The sequence below is a fragment of the Stenotrophomonas sp. LM091 genome (genome assembly GCF_001806305.1).
Lineage (GTDB): Bacteria > Pseudomonadota > Gammaproteobacteria > Xanthomonadales > Xanthomonadaceae > Stenotrophomonas > Stenotrophomonas bentonitica_A.
In genome coordinates this window covers 2,308,693-2,324,821 of record NZ_CP017483.1, presented here as the reverse complement: position 1 = coordinate 2,324,821, position 16,129 = coordinate 2,308,693, and the positions used below count along the sequence as shown (strand labels likewise).

At 68.8% G+C, this 16,129-nt stretch carries 14 protein-coding genes; 9 read left to right on the top strand and 5 right to left on the bottom strand.

Annotated elements, in window-relative coordinates:
* Positions 1–55 precede the first annotated feature (55 nt).
* Positions 56–694 carry a hypothetical protein gene (locus tag BIZ42_RS10060; protein ID WP_070426352.1) on the bottom strand — a complete coding sequence of 213 codons (639 nt, stop codon included), beginning with the start codon at positions 692–694 and terminating at the stop codon, positions 56–58.
* 92 nt (positions 695–786) lie between these two features.
* Positions 787–1,413 (bottom strand): DUF938 domain-containing protein, encoded by a 627-nt coding sequence (locus BIZ42_RS10055; protein ID WP_070426351.1) that lies wholly within the window; start codon positions 1,411–1,413, stop codon positions 787–789.
* A gap of 144 nt (positions 1,414–1,557) precedes the next feature.
* Between BIZ42_RS10055 and BIZ42_RS10050 the strand changes: the two genes are divergently transcribed.
* From BIZ42_RS10050 to BIZ42_RS10010, 9 genes are all read left to right on the top strand, one after another.
* Positions 1,558–3,186 (top strand): TldD/PmbA family protein, encoded by a 1,629-nt coding sequence (locus tag BIZ42_RS10050; RefSeq protein WP_070426350.1) that lies wholly within the window; start codon positions 1,558–1,560, stop codon positions 3,184–3,186.
* Between the two features lie 132 nt (positions 3,187–3,318).
* Positions 3,319–4,953: a TldD/PmbA family protein gene (locus BIZ42_RS10045; RefSeq protein ID WP_019184927.1), complete on the top strand. Its 1,635-nt coding sequence runs from the start codon at positions 3,319–3,321 to the stop codon at positions 4,951–4,953.
* A gap of 20 nt (positions 4,954–4,973) precedes the next feature.
* Positions 4,974–6,308 carry a TldD/PmbA family protein gene (locus BIZ42_RS10040; RefSeq protein ID WP_019184928.1) on the top strand — a complete coding sequence of 445 codons (1,335 nt, stop codon included), beginning with the start codon at positions 4,974–4,976 and terminating at the stop codon, positions 6,306–6,308.
* 67 nt (positions 6,309–6,375) lie between these two features.
* Positions 6,376–7,077, top strand: coding sequence for a DUF4159 domain-containing protein (locus BIZ42_RS10035; protein ID WP_070426349.1), 702 nt, complete (start codon positions 6,376–6,378; stop codon positions 7,075–7,077).
* A 61-nt stretch (positions 7,078–7,138) separates the two neighbouring features.
* Positions 7,139–8,122, top strand: coding sequence for a MoxR family ATPase (locus BIZ42_RS10030; RefSeq protein WP_070426348.1), 984 nt, complete (start codon positions 7,139–7,141; stop codon positions 8,120–8,122).
* A 10-nt stretch (positions 8,123–8,132) separates the two neighbouring features.
* Complete coding sequence (locus tag BIZ42_RS10025; RefSeq protein WP_019184931.1) at positions 8,133–9,029, top strand: DUF58 domain-containing protein; 897 nt, start codon at positions 8,133–8,135, stop codon at positions 9,027–9,029.
* Positions 9,026–10,144, top strand: coding sequence for a BatA domain-containing protein (locus tag BIZ42_RS10020; RefSeq protein ID WP_070426347.1), 1,119 nt, complete (start codon positions 9,026–9,028; stop codon positions 10,142–10,144). The genes BIZ42_RS10025 and BIZ42_RS10020 overlap by 4 nt, the downstream gene beginning before the upstream one ends.
* Positions 10,141–12,318 carry a hypothetical protein gene (locus BIZ42_RS10015; RefSeq protein WP_070426346.1) on the top strand — a complete coding sequence of 726 codons (2,178 nt, stop codon included), beginning with the start codon at positions 10,141–10,143 and terminating at the stop codon, positions 12,316–12,318. The genes BIZ42_RS10020 and BIZ42_RS10015 overlap by 4 nt, the downstream gene beginning before the upstream one ends.
* Positions 12,315–14,147: a hypothetical protein gene (locus tag BIZ42_RS10010; RefSeq protein WP_070426345.1), complete on the top strand. Its 1,833-nt coding sequence runs from the start codon at positions 12,315–12,317 to the stop codon at positions 14,145–14,147. Before BIZ42_RS10015 ends, BIZ42_RS10010 begins: the two co-directional genes overlap by 4 nt.
* Before the next feature lie 34 nt (positions 14,148–14,181).
* Here the strand turns inward: BIZ42_RS10010 and BIZ42_RS10005 are convergent, their stop codons facing one another.
* The 3 genes from BIZ42_RS10005 to BIZ42_RS09995 are packed head-to-tail and all read right to left on the bottom strand — an operon-like array spanning position 14,182 to position 16,028.
* On the bottom strand, positions 14,182–14,793 hold the full coding sequence (locus BIZ42_RS10005) for a hypothetical protein (RefSeq protein WP_070426344.1): 612 nt from the start codon (positions 14,791–14,793) through the stop codon (positions 14,182–14,184).
* A complete protein-coding gene (locus BIZ42_RS10000; protein ID WP_083279835.1) occupies positions 14,790–15,290 on the bottom strand; it encodes a sigma-70 family RNA polymerase sigma factor in 501 nt (166 codons plus the stop codon). Before BIZ42_RS10000 ends, BIZ42_RS10005 begins: the two co-directional genes overlap by 4 nt.
* Before the next feature lie 9 nt (positions 15,291–15,299).
* Entirely contained in the window at positions 15,300–16,028 is a 729-nt protein-coding gene (locus BIZ42_RS09995; protein WP_156785724.1) for a hypothetical protein, read from the bottom strand.
* Positions 16,029–16,129: the final 101 nt, after the last annotated feature.

Here is a 16,129-nt window from a genome sequence, read left to right as displayed (position 1 = left end):
CCGCATCGCCCGCGCTAGGGCAGGCCAGCCCGCCTGCACGGGCCGGCCTGCGGAATCATGGCCAGGCCGGTGGCTTCTCGGCCCACGCACGCTGCACCTCGGCCAGCGTGCTGCGCTCGCTGTCGCGCCAACCAGGCAGCAGTTCGGCGTAGCGATCGGCCCCACTCCACTGTTGCGGCTCGGTGCGCACGGCGGCGGCGTACCACTGCACGGCTTCGGTCTTGCGGCCCAGCGTCCACAGCGCCAGCGCGAAGGTGGGCGGCACCCATGCCGGATTCCCGCGCAGCGTGTTCTGCGCCGCGGTCCATTGCACCAACGCCGCGTCGGCCTCACCCAGCCGGAACAGATCCCAGCCGTAGTTCCAGCGCACCGACCGACCGGGCACCGAACTGGCCGATGCGGTCGTCGCGGCCTGTTCGTACAGACTGCGCCCCAGCTCGGGCCGGCCCTGCGCGATCGCCACGCCGGCCAGCTGCACGGTCGCTTCCAGGCTCTTGCGGCCGCGCTCGCGCTGCTTCATCAATTGGTCGACGAGCTCCCCGCCCTGGCCCTGCACCACCACCATCGGGGCGGCCGCCACGTCGTTGTCGAAGTAGAACTCCTGCACGGCCGGCAGCGATTGCGCCGACGCGTTGAACACACACGCCCCCATGGCCAGCATCACGCTGGCCACCATCTGTCTTGCAATTGCCATGCAAACTCCCCCAGGTTGTCACAACAACCTCCCCTCCTGATCCTAACCGCAGCATGCGCCGGACACCAAGCGCGGCCGACCAGCGGTCGGCGCTAGCCGGCGCGCCGCCACACCCGCAGGCGGTTGTTGGCCGGCATCGCCACGTCCTCGATCAGCTGCAGGCCCGCCCCCGCCGCCAGCGCATCCACCGCCTCGGCGTCGCGGATGCCCGAGGCCGGGTCCCGCGCCTTGAGCCATGCGTCGAACTGGCGGTTGCTGTCGCTGCTGTACTCGCCATGGGCATTGAACGGACCGTAGATACAGACCACGGCACCGGCCGCCATGACGGCCGGCAGCCCGGCAAACAGTGCCTGGACGTGCGCCCAGCTCATGATGTGCAGGGTGTTGGCACTGAACACCGCATCGAACGCCAACGGCGCGTCCGGCGGCAGTGGCCCGAGCCCGGGCGCGGGGGACAACACGGCCTGCAGCGGCCACGGGGCCGGTGTGTTGGGGAGGCCCGCGGCGTCCAGCCGCTCGGCGATGCCCGGCAGGTGATCCGGATGGTCACTGGCCTGCCACTGCAGGTGGGGCAGTGCCGCCGCGAAGGACTCGGCGTGCTGGCCGGTGCCGCTGCCGATCTCCAGCACCCGGTGGCGGTCGGCGAGGTGGCGCTGCAGCACCGCCAGGATCGGCGCGCGGTTGCGGTCGCAGGCCTCGGACCAGCGTATCTGGCTCATCGCAATGTCACATCGGCAGGGAATCGGTGTCCATCCAACCATGACCGCAGTCACTTGTGCCACTGTGCGATGCCACCGAAAGTCGAAGACTTGTCCAACGCCGGCCGCCTGCGCGCCGCCGGCCGTCCTTGGGGGATGTGAGCTGTGCAACGTCGTGAGTTTCTAGCGCTGTCTGGAATGGGCCTGGCGGGCCTGGTACTGCCGCATGGCCGGCTGATCGCCGCCGAGCAGCTGCTCGAACCGGGCGATGCGGGTCGCCGCAAGGCCCTGGCCGAGGCCGCGCTTGCCGCCGCCAAACGCGCCGGCGCCAGCTACTGCGATGTGCGCATCGGCCGGTACCTCAACCAGGCGATCATCACCCGCGAGGCCAACGTCCAGAACGTCACCAACAGCGAATCCTCGGGCATCGGCATCCGAGTGATCGTCAACGGCGCCTGGGGCTTTGCCGCCACCCACCAGCAGACCCCGGCCGCGGTGCTGGCCACGGTCGAGCAGGCCGCGGCGATCGCCCGCGCCAACGCCGGCATCCAGAGCCGCCCGGTGCAGCTGGCGCCGGTGACCGGCGTGGGTGACGTGAGCTGGAAGACCCCGATCCGCAAGAACGCGATGGCGGTACCGATCAAGGACAAGGTGGAGATGCTGCTGTCGCTGAATGCGGCCGCGCTCAATGCCGGCGCCGACTTCATCAACTCCACCCTGTTCCTGGTCAACGAACAGAAGTTCTTCGCCTCCAGCGACGGCTCGTTCATCGACCAGGACGTGCACCGGATCTGGCTGCCGTTCACCGCCACCGCGATCGACAAGGCCAGCGGCAAGTTCCGTACGCGCGCCGGGCTGTCCTCGCCGATGGGCATGGGCTACGAATTCCTCGATGGCGACGCGCGCGGCAAGATCGCGTTGCCGGGCGGCGTGGTCGCCTACCGCGATTCCTACGACCCGGTCGAAGATGCCATTGCCGCCGCCCGCCACGCCCGGGAGAAGCTCAAGGCGCCGTCGGTCAAGCCGGGCAAGTACGATCTGGTGCTGGACCCGTCCAACCTGTTCCTGACCATCCATGAGAACGTCGGCCACCCGCTGGAGCTGGACCGCGTGCTCGGCTACGAAGCCAACTACGCCGGCACCAGCTTCGCCACGCTGGACAAGCGCGAGGCGGGCTTCCGCTGGGGCAGCGACATCGTCAACTTCTTCGCCGACAAGACCGCCCCGGGCAGCCTGGGCGCGGTGGGCTACGACGATGAAGGGGTCAAGACCAAGCGCTGGGACCTGGTCAAGGACGGCATCCTGGTCAACTACCAGGCCACCCGCGATGAGGTGCACCTGCTCGGCGAGAAGGAAAGCCACGGCTGCAGCTACGCCGATTCGTGGTCCAGCGTGCAGTTCCAGCGCATGGCCAACGTGTCGCTGGCGCCGGGCAAGGCCCCGCTGAGCGTGGCCGACATGATCAAGAACGTGGAGAACGGCATCTACATCCACGGCCGCGGCTCGTACTCGATCGACCAGCAGCGCTTCAACGCGCAGTTCGGCGGCCAGCTGTACTACCAGATCAAGAACGGCCAGATCACCGGCATGGTCGAGGATGCCGCCTACCAGATCCGCACGCCGGAGTTCTGGAATGCCTGCAGCGCGATCTGCGACGAGCGCGATTTCCGCTTCGGCGGCTCGTTCTTCGATGGCAAGGGCCAGCCGGGCCAGGTCTCGGCGGTCTCGCATGGCTCGGCGACCACGCGCTTTGATGGCATCAACATCATCAACACCGCACGCAGCCTGGGATGAGCCCGTCCCTGCTCCGTGCCGAATGTCACTACCGCGGCGCACGCATGGCCGCAAGAATCGGCTGTGCCGCCGCGGCGGTCGCCCTGATGTCGCTGTTTCCCTGCCACCCCCACACCGACGTGGAGAGCTGCCTTGCAAAGACGTGACTTCCTCGCCCTGACCGGGCTTACCGCTGGCGGACTGATCGTGCCGTCGTTCTTCGGCAAGGTCATTGCCGCCGAGCAACTGCAGAGCAGCCTCGACCCGGCCCTGAAGAAGCGCCTGGCCGACGCCGCCCTGGCCGCTGCGCGCCAGGCGGGCGCGACCTACTGCGATGTGCGTATCGGCCGCTACCTGCGCCAGTACGTGATCACCCGCGAGGACAAGGTCCAGAACGTGGTGAACACCGAGTCGACCGGCGTGGGCATCCGCGTGATCGTCAACGGCGCCTGGGGCTTTGCCGCCACCAACCAGCTTGGCACCACCGACGTGGCGCGCGCCGCACAGCAGGCCGCGGCGATCGCCAAGGCCAACGCCGGCGTGCAGACCGCCCCGGTGCAGCTGGCTGCCGCGCCCGGCGTGGGTGAGGTCTCCTGGCGCACCCCGATCCGCAAGAACGCGATGGACGTGCCGATCAAGGAAAAGGTCGAGCTGCTGCTGGACGTCAATGCAGGCGCGATGGGCGCCGGCGCCAGCTTCGTCAACTCGATGCTGTTCCTGGTCAACGAACAGAAGTACTTTGCCTCCACCGACGGCTCCTACATCGACCAGGATGTGCACCGCATCTGGGCACCGATGACGGTCACCGCCATCGACAAGAGCACCGGCAAGTTCCGCACCCGCTCGGGGCTGTCCTCGCCGATGGGCCTGGGCTACGAGTACCTCGATGGCGTCGGCACCGGCAAGGCGGTCTCGCCCAACGGCGTGGTCAACTACCGCAACTCCTACGACATGAAGGCCGATGCGATCGCCGCGGCCAGGCAGGCGCAGGAGAAGCTCAAGGCCCCGTCGGTGAAGCCGGGCAAGTACGACCTGATCCTGGATCCCTCGCACACCTGGCTGACCATCCACGAGTCGGTCGGCCATCCGCTGGAACTGGACCGCGTGCTCGGCTACGAAGCCAACTACGCCGGCACCAGCTTCGCCACGCTGGACAAGCGCGAGCAGCATTTCCAGTACGGCAGCGACAAGGTCAACATCTTCGCCGACAAGACCCAACCGGGCAGCCTCGGTGCGGTCGGCTACGACGATGAAGGCGTCAAGACCAAGCGCTGGGACCTGATCAGCGAAGGCAAGCTGGTGGATTACCAGACCATCCGCGACCAGGCCCACATCCTCGGCAAGACCGAGTCCGATGGTTGCTGCTATGCCGATTCGTGGTCCAGCGTGCAGTTCCAGCGCATGGCCAACGTCTCCATGGCACCGGGCAAGACCAAGCTGAGCGTGGCCGACATGATCAAGGACGTCGAGAACGGCATCTACATCATCGGCGACGGCTCGTTCTCCATCGATCAGCAGCGGTACAACGCGCAGTTCGGTGGCCAGCTGTTCTATGAAATCAAGAACGGCCAGATCACCCGCATGCTCGAGGACGTGGCCTACCAGATCCGCACGCCGGAGTTCTGGAATGCCTGCACCGCCGTGGCCGATGAAAGCGACTACCGCCTGGGCGGCTCGTTCTTCGACGGCAAGGGCCAGCCGGGCCAGGTCTCGGCGGTCTCGCACGGTTCGTCCACCGCGCGCTTCAACGGCATCAACGTCATCAACACCGCGCGCAGCCTCGGCTGACCGGTCAGGAGCCCCAATCCATGAGTATCTTCACCGAAGCCCAGGCCAAGGCCATCCTCGACAAGGTCATCGCGCTCTCCAAGGCCGATGAGTGCACTGCCGTGCTGGCCGGCTCGATCGACGGCAACATCCGTTTCGCACTGAACAATGTCTCCACCAGCGGCATCGTCGACAACACCGAACTGGCCGTCACGGTCGCCTTCGGCAAGCGCGTCGGCACCGCCTCGATCAACGAATTCGACGATGCCGCGCTGGAACGCGTGGTGCGCCGCGCCGAGGATCTGGCCCGCCTGGCCCCGGAGAACCCGGAGTTCCTGCCGGCGATCGGCAAGCAGACCTACCGGCCCAGCCCGACCTTCAGCGAATCCACTGCGGCGATCGACCCGGCCTTCCGCGCCAAGGTCGCCGCCGACTCGATCGCGCCGTGCCGTGGCAACGGCCTGATCGCGGCCGGCTTCCTGGAAGATGGCCAGAGCTTCTACGCCACCGCCAACAGCAACGGCAACTTCGGTTACCAGCGCGGCACCAACTTCGACTACACCTGCACCGTGCGCACCGAAGACGGCCGCGGCTCGGGCTGGGTGGGTCGCAACCTCAAGGATGCCGCCGATTTCAAGGCCGACCAGGACATCCGCATCGCCATGCGCAAGGCCACCGAATCGGCCGAAGCCAAGGCGCTGGAGCCGGGCAAGTACACGGTGATCCTGGAGCCGGCGGCGGCGGCCGGCCTGATCAGCTTCATGATGAACTTCTTCGATGCGCGCTCGGCCGATGAAGGCCGCAGCTTCCTGTCCAGGAAGGGCGGCGGCAACAAGCTGGGCGAGCAGGTCTACGACCCGCGCGTGACCATGGTCGCCGACCCGTGGCACCCCGAAGCCGCCGTGCTGCCGTGGGACAACGAAGGCCAGCCGCGCGAGAAGCTGGACATCATCAAGGACGGCAAGATCGCCAACCTCAACTACTCGCGCTTCTGGGCGCAGAAGCAGGGCAAGACCGCCAACGCGCGGCCGGGGAACCTGCTGATGTCCGGCGGCGACAAGAGCACTGCCGAGCTGGTCCGTGGCACCCAGAAGGGCATCCTGGTCACGCGCACCTGGTACATCCGCATGGTCGATCCGCAGACCGTGCTGCTGACCGGCCTGACCCGCGATGGCACCTTCTACATCGAGAACGGCCAGATCAAGCACCCGGTGAAGAACTTCCGCTTCAACGAGTCGCCGGTGATCATGCTCAACAACATCGAAGAGCTGGGCAAGCCGGTGCGTGTGGCCGGTGACGAATCCAGCCTGGTGATGATGATCCCGCCGATGAAGCTGCGCGATTTCACCTTCACCTCGTTGTCCGACGCGGTCTGATGAACGGTCGTGGCGGCCACTGGCCGTCTCCCCGGCTGGCCGGTTGCTCCCGGGAACGTGCGCGGCGATGAACCGCGCACAGTTCCTGCGGCTGATGCTGGGCAGTGCGGCGTTCGCAGCCCTGCCCGCGCCGGCGCGCGCCCAGGCCGGGCGGTACGACTTCTGGTTCACCCGCCTCAAGTACGACTCCGGCGACTGGGACGTGGACGCGCGCATGCCGTCCAACGTGATCACCTCGCTGATCGATTACACCACCCTGCGCGTGGACCCCACCGAGCACGTGATCGCGCTGTCCGATCCGCGCATGCTGGAGGCACCGTTCTGCTACCTGGCCGGGCACAAGCTGGTCGAGTTCAATGCCGCCGAGCGGCAGAACTTCGTGCGTTACGTGCGCAATGGCGGCTTCGTGTTCGTCGATGACTGCAACCACGATATCGATGGTCTGTTCGCGAAGTCCTTCGAAGCACAGATGGCCAAGCTGTTCGGGCCGAAGGCGCTGAACAAACTGCCCAACAACCACGCGCTCTACCGCAGTTTCTTCCACTTCCCCGAGGGCCCGCCGGCCACCGGGTTCGAGCTCAATGGCTGGGGCGATGATCTGGTCCACGATTACCTCAAGGGCATCCAGATCGATGGCCGCCTCGGCGTGCTCTACAGCAACAAGGATTACGGGTGTGAGTGGGACTACGACTGGCGCAACAAGCGCTTCCTGGCCGAAGACAACACCCGTTTCGCGGTCAACATCGTGATGTATGCCTTGAACAGCTGAGCTTCTTCCTGCTTTTCCAGCCACGCATGGCGTGGCTCTACGCCGATCCTGCGAGTGCCTTATGACGACCGACCGCCTTGATGCCCTTCTCCCCAAACTGCAGCAGCTGCGCGGTGCGTTGGCCCAGGCCGTGGTCGGCCAGCACGCGGTGGTCGAACAGCTGCTGATCGGCCTGCTGGCCGGCGGCCACTGCCTGCTCGAGGGCGCGCCCGGGCTGGGCAAGACCCTGCTGGTGCGCTCGCTCGGCCAGGCCTTGGAGCTGCAGTTCCGGCGCGTGCAGTTCACGCCCGATCTGATGCCCAGCGACATCCTCGGTACCGAGCTGCTGGAAGAGGACCACGGCACCGGCCACCGTCACTTCCGGTTCCAGAAGGGTCCGATCTTCACCAACCTGCTGCTGGCCGACGAGCTCAACCGCACCCCGCCCAAGACCCAGGCCGCACTGCTGGAGGCGATGCAGGAGCGCACCGTCAGCTACGCCGGCACCACCTATGCGTTGCCGGCGCCGTTCTTCGTGCTGGCCACGCAGAACCCGATCGAACAGGCCGGCACCTACCCGCTGCCGGAGGCCCAGCTCGACCGCTTCCTGCTGCACGTGCGGGTGGATTACCCCACCGAACAGGAAGAGCGCGACATCCTGCTGCAGACCACCGGCAGCGCCAGTGGCAGCGTCCCCAAGGTGATGGAGGCTGACGAGGTCCTGGCGCTGCAGTCAGCCGTGCGCGAGGTCCACATCAGCGACGACGTACTCACCTGGATCACCCGCCTGGTGCGTGCCAGCCGCCCGGGCAGCGACGCACCGGCGGCGGTGAACCAGTGGATCAAGTGGGGCGCCGGCCCGCGTGCCGGGCAATCGCTGGTGCTGGCGGCCAAGGCGCGCGCGCTGCTGCAGGGCCGCTTCGCGGCCACCCGCGAGGACGTGCAGGCGCTGGCGGCACCGGTGATGCGTCACCGCCTGCTGCTGTCCTTCGCTGCCGAGGCCGAGCAGAAGAGCGCCGACGACGTGGTCGCCGCGCTGCTGCAGGCCGTGCCGTTCCCGGGTTGATCCGCACACCGTGAGCCGCAACGCACCGATCGCGATCCCCGCCGATGTCCGCAGCCGCCTGAAGGCGCTGCGGCTGCTGCCACGGCGTGCACGCGGCGCGCACGGCATCGGCCAGCACGCCAGCCGCAGCCGCGGCGCCGGGCTGGAGTTCGCGCAGTACCGCGCCTACGAACCCGGCGATGAACTTCGCCAGATCGACTGGAAGCTCTACGCGCGCTCGGACCGCTTCTTCGTGCGTGAATCCGAACGCGAAAGCCCGATCACGGCCTGGGTGCTGATCGATGCGACCGCCTCGGCGCGCCAGAGCGACCGTGCGCGACCGGACTGGTCGCGCCTGGACCACCTCTGCGCCACCGCCGCCTGCCTGGTCGAACTGGCCCTGCAGCAAAGCGACCGCTTCGGCGTGATCGCCATCAGCGGCGAGGGCGTGCAACTGGTCCCCGCCGGGCACGGCCCGCGCCAGCGCGACCGCGTGCACCTGCTGCTGCGCCAACTCCGGGCCAGCGGCACGTGGCCGCCGGTCACTTCCCTGGCCCCGGTCTGGGAGCGGGTGCAGGCCGGCGACCTGCTGGTCGCGCTGGGCGACGGTTTCGACGAGGACGGTATCGTGCTGCTGGAACGGCTGGCCGCCGCCCGCCGCGAGGTGCTGCACCTGCAGGTACTGACCGCCGAAGAGCGCGATTTCCCGTTCACCGACGGCCACCGTTTCCGCGATCCGGAAACCGGCGATGAGCTGCTGGGCGACGGCCGTGCGATCCGTGCCGAATACCTGGCCCGTTTCGATACCGCCCAGCGCGCGTTGCAGGCGCGATTGCAGAGCAGCGGCATCGTGCATGCCACCGGCTATCTCGACCAGCCGCTGGATCAGCCGCTGCGTGCGCTGCTCGGTGCCGGAGGCGGCGCGTGAGCCTGCTGTTTCCACTGGGGTTGCTGGCACTGGCGGCCTGGCTGGTCCCGCTGCTGATCCACCTGGCGCGTCGGCACCAGTACGCGCCACTCGACTTCGCCGCGCTGCGCTGGCTGCAGGCCCGGATCCGGCCGCGCCAGAAGATCCGCTTCGACGCGTGGCCGCTGCTGCTGGTGCGGCTGCTGCTGCTGGCTGCACTGGCCCTGTTGCTGGCGCGGCCGGTGCTGCACGGTGGCGCCGCCGACATCCACCCGGTCACGGTGGTCGCCCCTGGTCTGGACGGTACGGCCCTGCGTGGCCAGGACGCGAAAGGAGATTGGCGCTGGCTGGCTCCGGGCTTCCCCGCACTGGCCGATGCCGCCCCGGCGACCGCTTCCGCGCTGTCCAGCCTGCTGCGTGAGCTGGACCAGACACTGCCTGCCGGCGCACCGCTGACGGTGTACGTGCCCGACCCGATGCCCGGGCTGGATGGCGAGCGCCCGCGCCTGTCGCGTGCCGTGGATTGGCGGCCGGTGCCGTTGGCGCCGGCCAGCACGCGCACCGCCGCACCGCCGGTGCTGCAGGTCGGTGGCGATATCGCAGAAGGCGAGCAGCGCGTACTGGCCGCGCTGCAGCGTGCCTGGTCCAACCAGGCGTTGTCTCCTGCCCGCGGTGCCGGTACCGCCCCCGATGCCGGGCAGACCGGCGTGTGGCTCGCCGCTGCGCCGCTGCCTGCCGCCTGGCAGGCGTGGGTGCACCAGGGCGGCAGCGTACTGGTCGCGCCCGGTGCTGCGGAGGCCGGCTGGATGCCCGTCCTGCGCGATGCAGAGGGTGCAGTGGTGCTGGAACAGCGGTCCGAAGCACAGGGTCGCCTGCTGCGCTTCACGGCGCCGCTGACGCCGACGACGCTGCCGGTGTTGCGCGATCCCGGCGTCCCGCGCCAGTTGCTGGCCGTCCTCGCCGCACCCGCCCCGCCGACCCTCGCCGCGGCAGCGACACAGCAGCCGCTGCGCGGCGGCGCCACGCCGCTGCCCGCACCGCGCGAGCTGAGCCCCTGGCTGCTGGCGCTGATCGTGCTGCTGTTCGCGCTGGAACGGGTGATCGCGACCTCACCGCGCCGCGGAGCCGGCGCATGAACGCTGCCATCCAGCACGCCTGGCAGCGCGCGCGCCGGCGCCAGTGGTGGATCACCACCCTGCTCGCGGTGCCGGTCGCGTTGGCGATCAGCGCGGTGGCGTGGCGGCTGGCCGGCTTCAACGCGGCTACGGTAGTCCTGCTGTTGACGTTGCTGGTCAGCGTCGGCGTGGCGACCTGGCGCGCACGTGGTCTGGATCGCCAATGGCTGGTCCGCCGGTTGAACGACCATCCGGTCGCACAGGACAGTGCCGACCTGCTGTTTGCCCCACCGGCGGCATTGAACCCGTTGCAGCAGCGGCAGCGCACGCATGTCGCCGCCGCCCTGCAGGCGCGCATGCCCGAACTGCGGCCACGCTGGCCGCGCCGGTGGCTGCTGGCCTCGGTGATCACGTCGCTGGTGGTGATGGCACTGGCGCTGGGTTGGCCACGCGGCCATAACGCGGCGCCCCTGTTCCCGGGCGCGGCGGCACCGCCGGCCACACCCGCGCAGCCACCGCAGCTGCGTTCCGCCCGGCTGGAGATCACCGCCCCGGCCTACACCGGGCAGGCCGCGCGTGTGCAGAGCACGCTGGATGGCAAGGTCCCGCAGGACAGCCGCCTGCACTGGTCGCTGCGCTTCTCGGCGCAACCGCAGGCCGCTGCGCTCCAGTTCCACGATGGCCAGCGCATCGCGCTGCAACGCGATGGCGACCAATGGACCGCGCAGTGGACCGCCACGCGTCCGGCGCTGTACCGCGTGGTCACCGAGCCTGCCCTGCGCGACACCCGCCTGTACCGGCTCGATGTGGTGCCCGATCGCCCGCCCGTGGTGCGCGTGATCGCGCCCGACCGTAGTCTCGTGCTGGGGACACCCGGCCAACGCCAGTGGCCGCTGCAGTTCGAGGCCACCGACGACTACGGCGTGGTCGCCACGGCACAGTTGAAGGCCACCCTGGCCCAGGGCAGCGGCGAGAACATCACCTTCCGCGAGCAGACCTTCAACCTCGCCGGCACCGGACCGGCGACGCAGCGGCGCTTCGCGCGCACGCTCGATCTCGCCGCGCTGGGCGCCACCGAAGGCAACGATGTGATCGCGCAGTTGACCGTGCGCGATACCCACACGCCCGGCGCGCAGAGCGCCCAGAGCAGCAGCGTGATCCTGCGCCTGCCCAGCGCAGCGGAGATCCAGGGCACCGACATGGAGGGCATGGTCAAGAAGACCCTGCCCGCGTATTTCCGCAGCCAGCGCCAGATCATCATCGACGCCGAAGCGCTGATCAAACAGCGCCGCCAGCTGCCGGCGGAGGAGTTCGTGAAGCGTGCCGATGCGATCGGCGTGGACCAGCGGATCCTGCGCCTGCGCTATGGCCAGTTCCTCGGCGAGGAAAGCGAAGGCGGGGCCAAGCCACCGCCGACCAGCGATGCCCTGCCGACCAGTGACACACCAGCGGCCGCGCACGATGACGATCACGATCACGATCACGATGGCGACCATGCCAGGACCCAGGCGCAGGCCGGCCACGACGACCATGATCATGGCGCGCCGACCGACGGCAGCGCCCCGGTGTTCGGCAGCGCCACCGACGTGCTCGCCGAATACGGCCATACCCACGATCACGCCGAGGCCGCCACCCTGCTCGATCCCAAGACGCGCGCCACGCTGAAGGCGGCGCTCGATCAGATGTGGTCGTCGGAAGGCGAGCTGCGCCAGGGCCAGCCCGAGCGTGCCCTGCCCTACGCCTACAAGGCGCTGGGCTTCATCAAGGAAGTGCAGCAGGCCGAGCGCATCTACCTGGCACGGGTCGGCCCGGAACTGCCGCCGATCGACGAGAGCCGACGCATGAGCGGCGATCGCGCCGACCTGGCCAGCCGCAGCTTGCCACTGCGTGCGCTGGAGGCACCCGACCAGGCCATCGTGCAGGTCTGGCAGCAGCTGGCCGATCCGGCCAGCGCGCCGGATCTGGACGCACTCACCCACTGGCTGCGACGCAATGAAGCGCGCCTGCCGGACCCGCTGAGCCTGGCCGGCGCCATCGAAACACTGCGCATCACCCCGGACTGCGCCGACTGCCACCAGGCCCTGCGTGCGCAGCTGTGGCGCGCCCTGCTGCGGCCACTGCCGCAGGTCGCCCGGCGCAACGCCCCCGATGCCATGGGTCAGCGCTACCTGGATGCACTGGAGGCCACCCCGTGAGCGAACCGCGCTGGATCCTGATCGCGCTGTTCGCCGTGCTGTTGTTGAGCAGCGCGCGTCTGTGCTGGCAGCAATGGCGCGGATCGGCGCGGGGGCGCGGTGTGTTCGCCAGCCTGCTGGTGTTGCAGGCCGTGGCGACCGTGCTGCTCTACCTGACCCTGGTGCCACCGATGCAGCGCGTGGCCGGCGGCCAGCTCACCGTGCTGACTGGCGCGGCCGATCAGGTGCGCTGGTCAGCGGCGCCGGGCGAGGCCGTGGTCGCACTGCCGGAAGCGACGAAAGTGGCAGACGCCCTCGCCGCGCCCGACCTGGCCACCGTGTTGCGCCAGCATCCCGGTCCCACCTCCCTTCGGCTGATCGGCGATGGCCTGTCGGCCCGCGATCGCGATGCCGCGCTGCCCCGTGGCGTGCGTATCGAATGGCCCAGCGCACCACAGGGCTGGATCGCACTGCAGCCGCCACCGGTTGCTGCGCCCGGTGCGGTGTTCACCGTCAACGCGCGTGCGCAGGGCGTGCCGAACGCACGCGCCGAGCTGGTGGACCCGGCCGGGCGGGTGGTTGACCGCGCAATGCCCGGGGCCGATGGTCGCGTGCAGCTTGATGGTGTCGCGCGCGTGCCAGGGCAGAGCACGTTCCGTCTGCGCCTGCTGGATGCCGGGCAGCACGTGGTCGATACGCTGGAGGTACCGGTGGACACCGTGGGCGCGGCAGCGCCGCGGCTGCTGATCCTGGCCGGTGCGCCGGGGCCCGAGTTGAAGTACCTGCGTCGCTGGGCGACCGATGCGGGGCTGGCCGTACAAGCGCACGCCCATGCCGGCGGTGGGGTGTCGCTCGGCGATGCGCCGGTCGCGCTCACTGCGGCGACGCTGGCGGCGACGGATGCCGTGCTGCTCGATGAGCGCAGTCTGGCCGGGCTGTCGGCGGCGCAACGCAGCGCGCTGCAGCAGGCGATCCGCGGTGGGTTGGGCGTGCTCGTCCGCACCAGCGGCCCCCTCAACGACAGCACGCGCCAAGCGCTGCGCAGCTGGGGGATGCCCATCAGCGGCAACAACCAGGCCACCCCGCTGACACTGCCGGCCGACGCCGATGCCGCCCTGCTCCAGGCACGCCGTGGTCCCCAGCGGCCCGCGTCGGACACCACGGCCTACATCGAAGAAGCCGACACCGCCTCGCATCAGGCCAGCGTGCCGGTATTGGAGCGACTGGGTGTGACGGTCAACGACGCGACACCGCTGCTGCACGATGACAAGGGCAATGCGATCGGCGGCTATCGCCCGCTGGGCCGGGGCCGTGTTGCGCTGCTGCCGGTCACCGACAGCTATCGACTGGTGCTGGCCGGTCGCGACGATCGCCACGCCGAGCTGTGGAGCAGCGTGCTGGCCAGCGTGGCCCGCCCACTTCCCGCCGCAGATGCACCACGCGTCGACTCCGATACCCCGTGGGCCGGCGAGCGCGTAGCGCTGTGCCAGCTGCGGGAACCTGCACAGGTGCGCGCACCGGATGGCGCGCGCATTGCGCTGCGCATCGATCCGGCCAGCGGCACGGAACGCTGCGCCGGCTACTGGCCGACGCAGGCCGGCTGGCATCAGCTGCAGCAGGGTGAGAGCCGCCACGCGTTCTACGTGTTCGATCCGGCCACTGCGCGATCGCTGCATCGCCAACAGCTGCGTGAGGCCACCGCACAGCGTCTGGCCGTGGGCACCGCGGCAACGTCGGCCGGCGTGATCGAAACGCCAGGACCGCGTTGGCCATGGCTGCTCGCCTTCGTGCTGGCGGCCGGGCTGCTGTGGTGGATGGAGCGGCGGCGGGTGGCCGCCCTCGCGCCGTGATCCGCCCGGGTGGCTGCAATGCCGCCTGCCGAACTCAGTCGACGTCCATCATCTTCTCCATTGAATGCAACCGTTGCAGCCGCTGCCGGTGCCGGCGGCATATCACCCACGCAGCGACAGCAAACACTGCTACGACAAGCGCATTGACGACGATGCTCAAGGCCCACTGCGCAGGCGGTGCAACCTGCACCATCGGCATGCGACCCTGCGCCGTGAGCAATGCCCAGAGCACCATCGCCGTCCACAGCGCCACACTGACCCAGATCGAGACGCGCCAGATGCGAAGCGCAGTGCGTGAGCGCTCTCGTTCGAAGGCCATCAGTGCGCGTGCGTCCAGCGCCTGCGCACGCCATTGACGTCGGCGCTGCCACAGCGTCCAGCCGGTCATGGCGATCACCAATGCCATCAGGAACCACACCAGGCCTGCAGGGACAGGCAATGGCTCGCCCAGTGACAGGGCCCGCACGCAGTTGCCGATCGACAGCACGGCCAGCACGCCCTCAATGCTCCAGGCAACACGCAGGCGGCGGCTCCGGCGATGGACCTCGCGCTCCAGCGCCTGCACATCGGGTGCTGCACTGGGCTGTGCCTGCCAGCGCGTCGCCAACGCATCCCAACCGGTGTTTTCGTCGTCGATCGCATTCATGGCGAAGCTCCCATCAGGTCCCGCAGTTGTCGCCTCGCCCGGCTGAGCCGCTGGGCGACGGCGTTCTCTTCAAGCCCCAGCGCGTCGGAGATTTCGCGGTGTGAGAATCCTTCCAATGCGAGGGACACCACTTGCCGGTAGCCGAGCGGGAGACTGATTACGGCGCTCAACAGCTCATCGCGCTGCTGCTGTGCCTCTGCATGGCGCAGCGGATCGGCGTTCGGATCGGGCCAGCCGTCGTCCAGAACACGGGCCGACAGGCGTTGCTCCATGGCGAGGACGTCAACGGATCGATTGTGGGCGACACGCGCGATGAACGCCCGCAACGAACCTTCGCCCCGCCAGCGCGGGAGCGCCTGCCATACCGCGATACTGACTTCCTGGAGGAGGTCATCGCGGCGGGCGATATCGCGCGTATAGCTGTACGCCAGCCGGCTCAGCATTGGCCAGTGCTCACGGAGGATGGACTGCAGGTCAGCGGAGGTTGGCAGCGGCAAGGTGGTGGCTCAGGCAACGGCGACGGAATCAAATGCATCGCGATAGGCCCAATAGCCCACATATCCCAGTTGTAGCAACGGCAACAGGACCCAGGGCTGGAACACCACGCTGCCCACCAGCAGCATCGACAGCCCCAGGTAGAGCGCAATGGGTCGCCAGGCTGCACCCAGCAGGCGAACGTTCTCGCGCAGAGCCTCCGCCACGCCCACCCGGTCCAGCACCACCCGCGGTATGGTGAAGAACAGCAGCACGCCGGGTAACGTCCCCGCCGCGAAGACGGCGGCCAAATGCAGGCGGGTGAGCTGGGTGACCACAGCAGGGTCTGCTGTTGCCATGCCGAGTGCCACCGACGGCCCGACCCACATCCACACCACGGCCATCTGGAAGGCGAATACCCCCGATGCGAGCAGCGCCACCTGCAACAGACGGCCACGCAGCTGACACATTCTGGCCACGCCTTGCCTCAAGCCGAAGCGCCCGTTGCGGACGCGCTGATCGATAACGATCAGGCACCACACCGACGCGATCGGCACCATGAGCTTGGACAGCACCACGCCGGCCACCGGAATGGACAGCTGGAGGACCAGTTCGACCGCCATCGGCACCAGTGCCAGGCCGAACCAGCGCAGCGGCGCGTGCCGATACATCTGCCAGGCCGCGGCGAACCAGTGCCACAGGCGATGGACGGACCAGGTTCTTGCCTGGCGCAACTGCATAACGGTGTCGGGGGTAAGCATGCGGCTCTCCTTGTGGGCGTGCGTCCTGTTGAAGACCGCCGATCCGCGGAAAACCTGACACACCCGCTGCGCTCCCAGGACATCCGCCCTGATCGATCTGC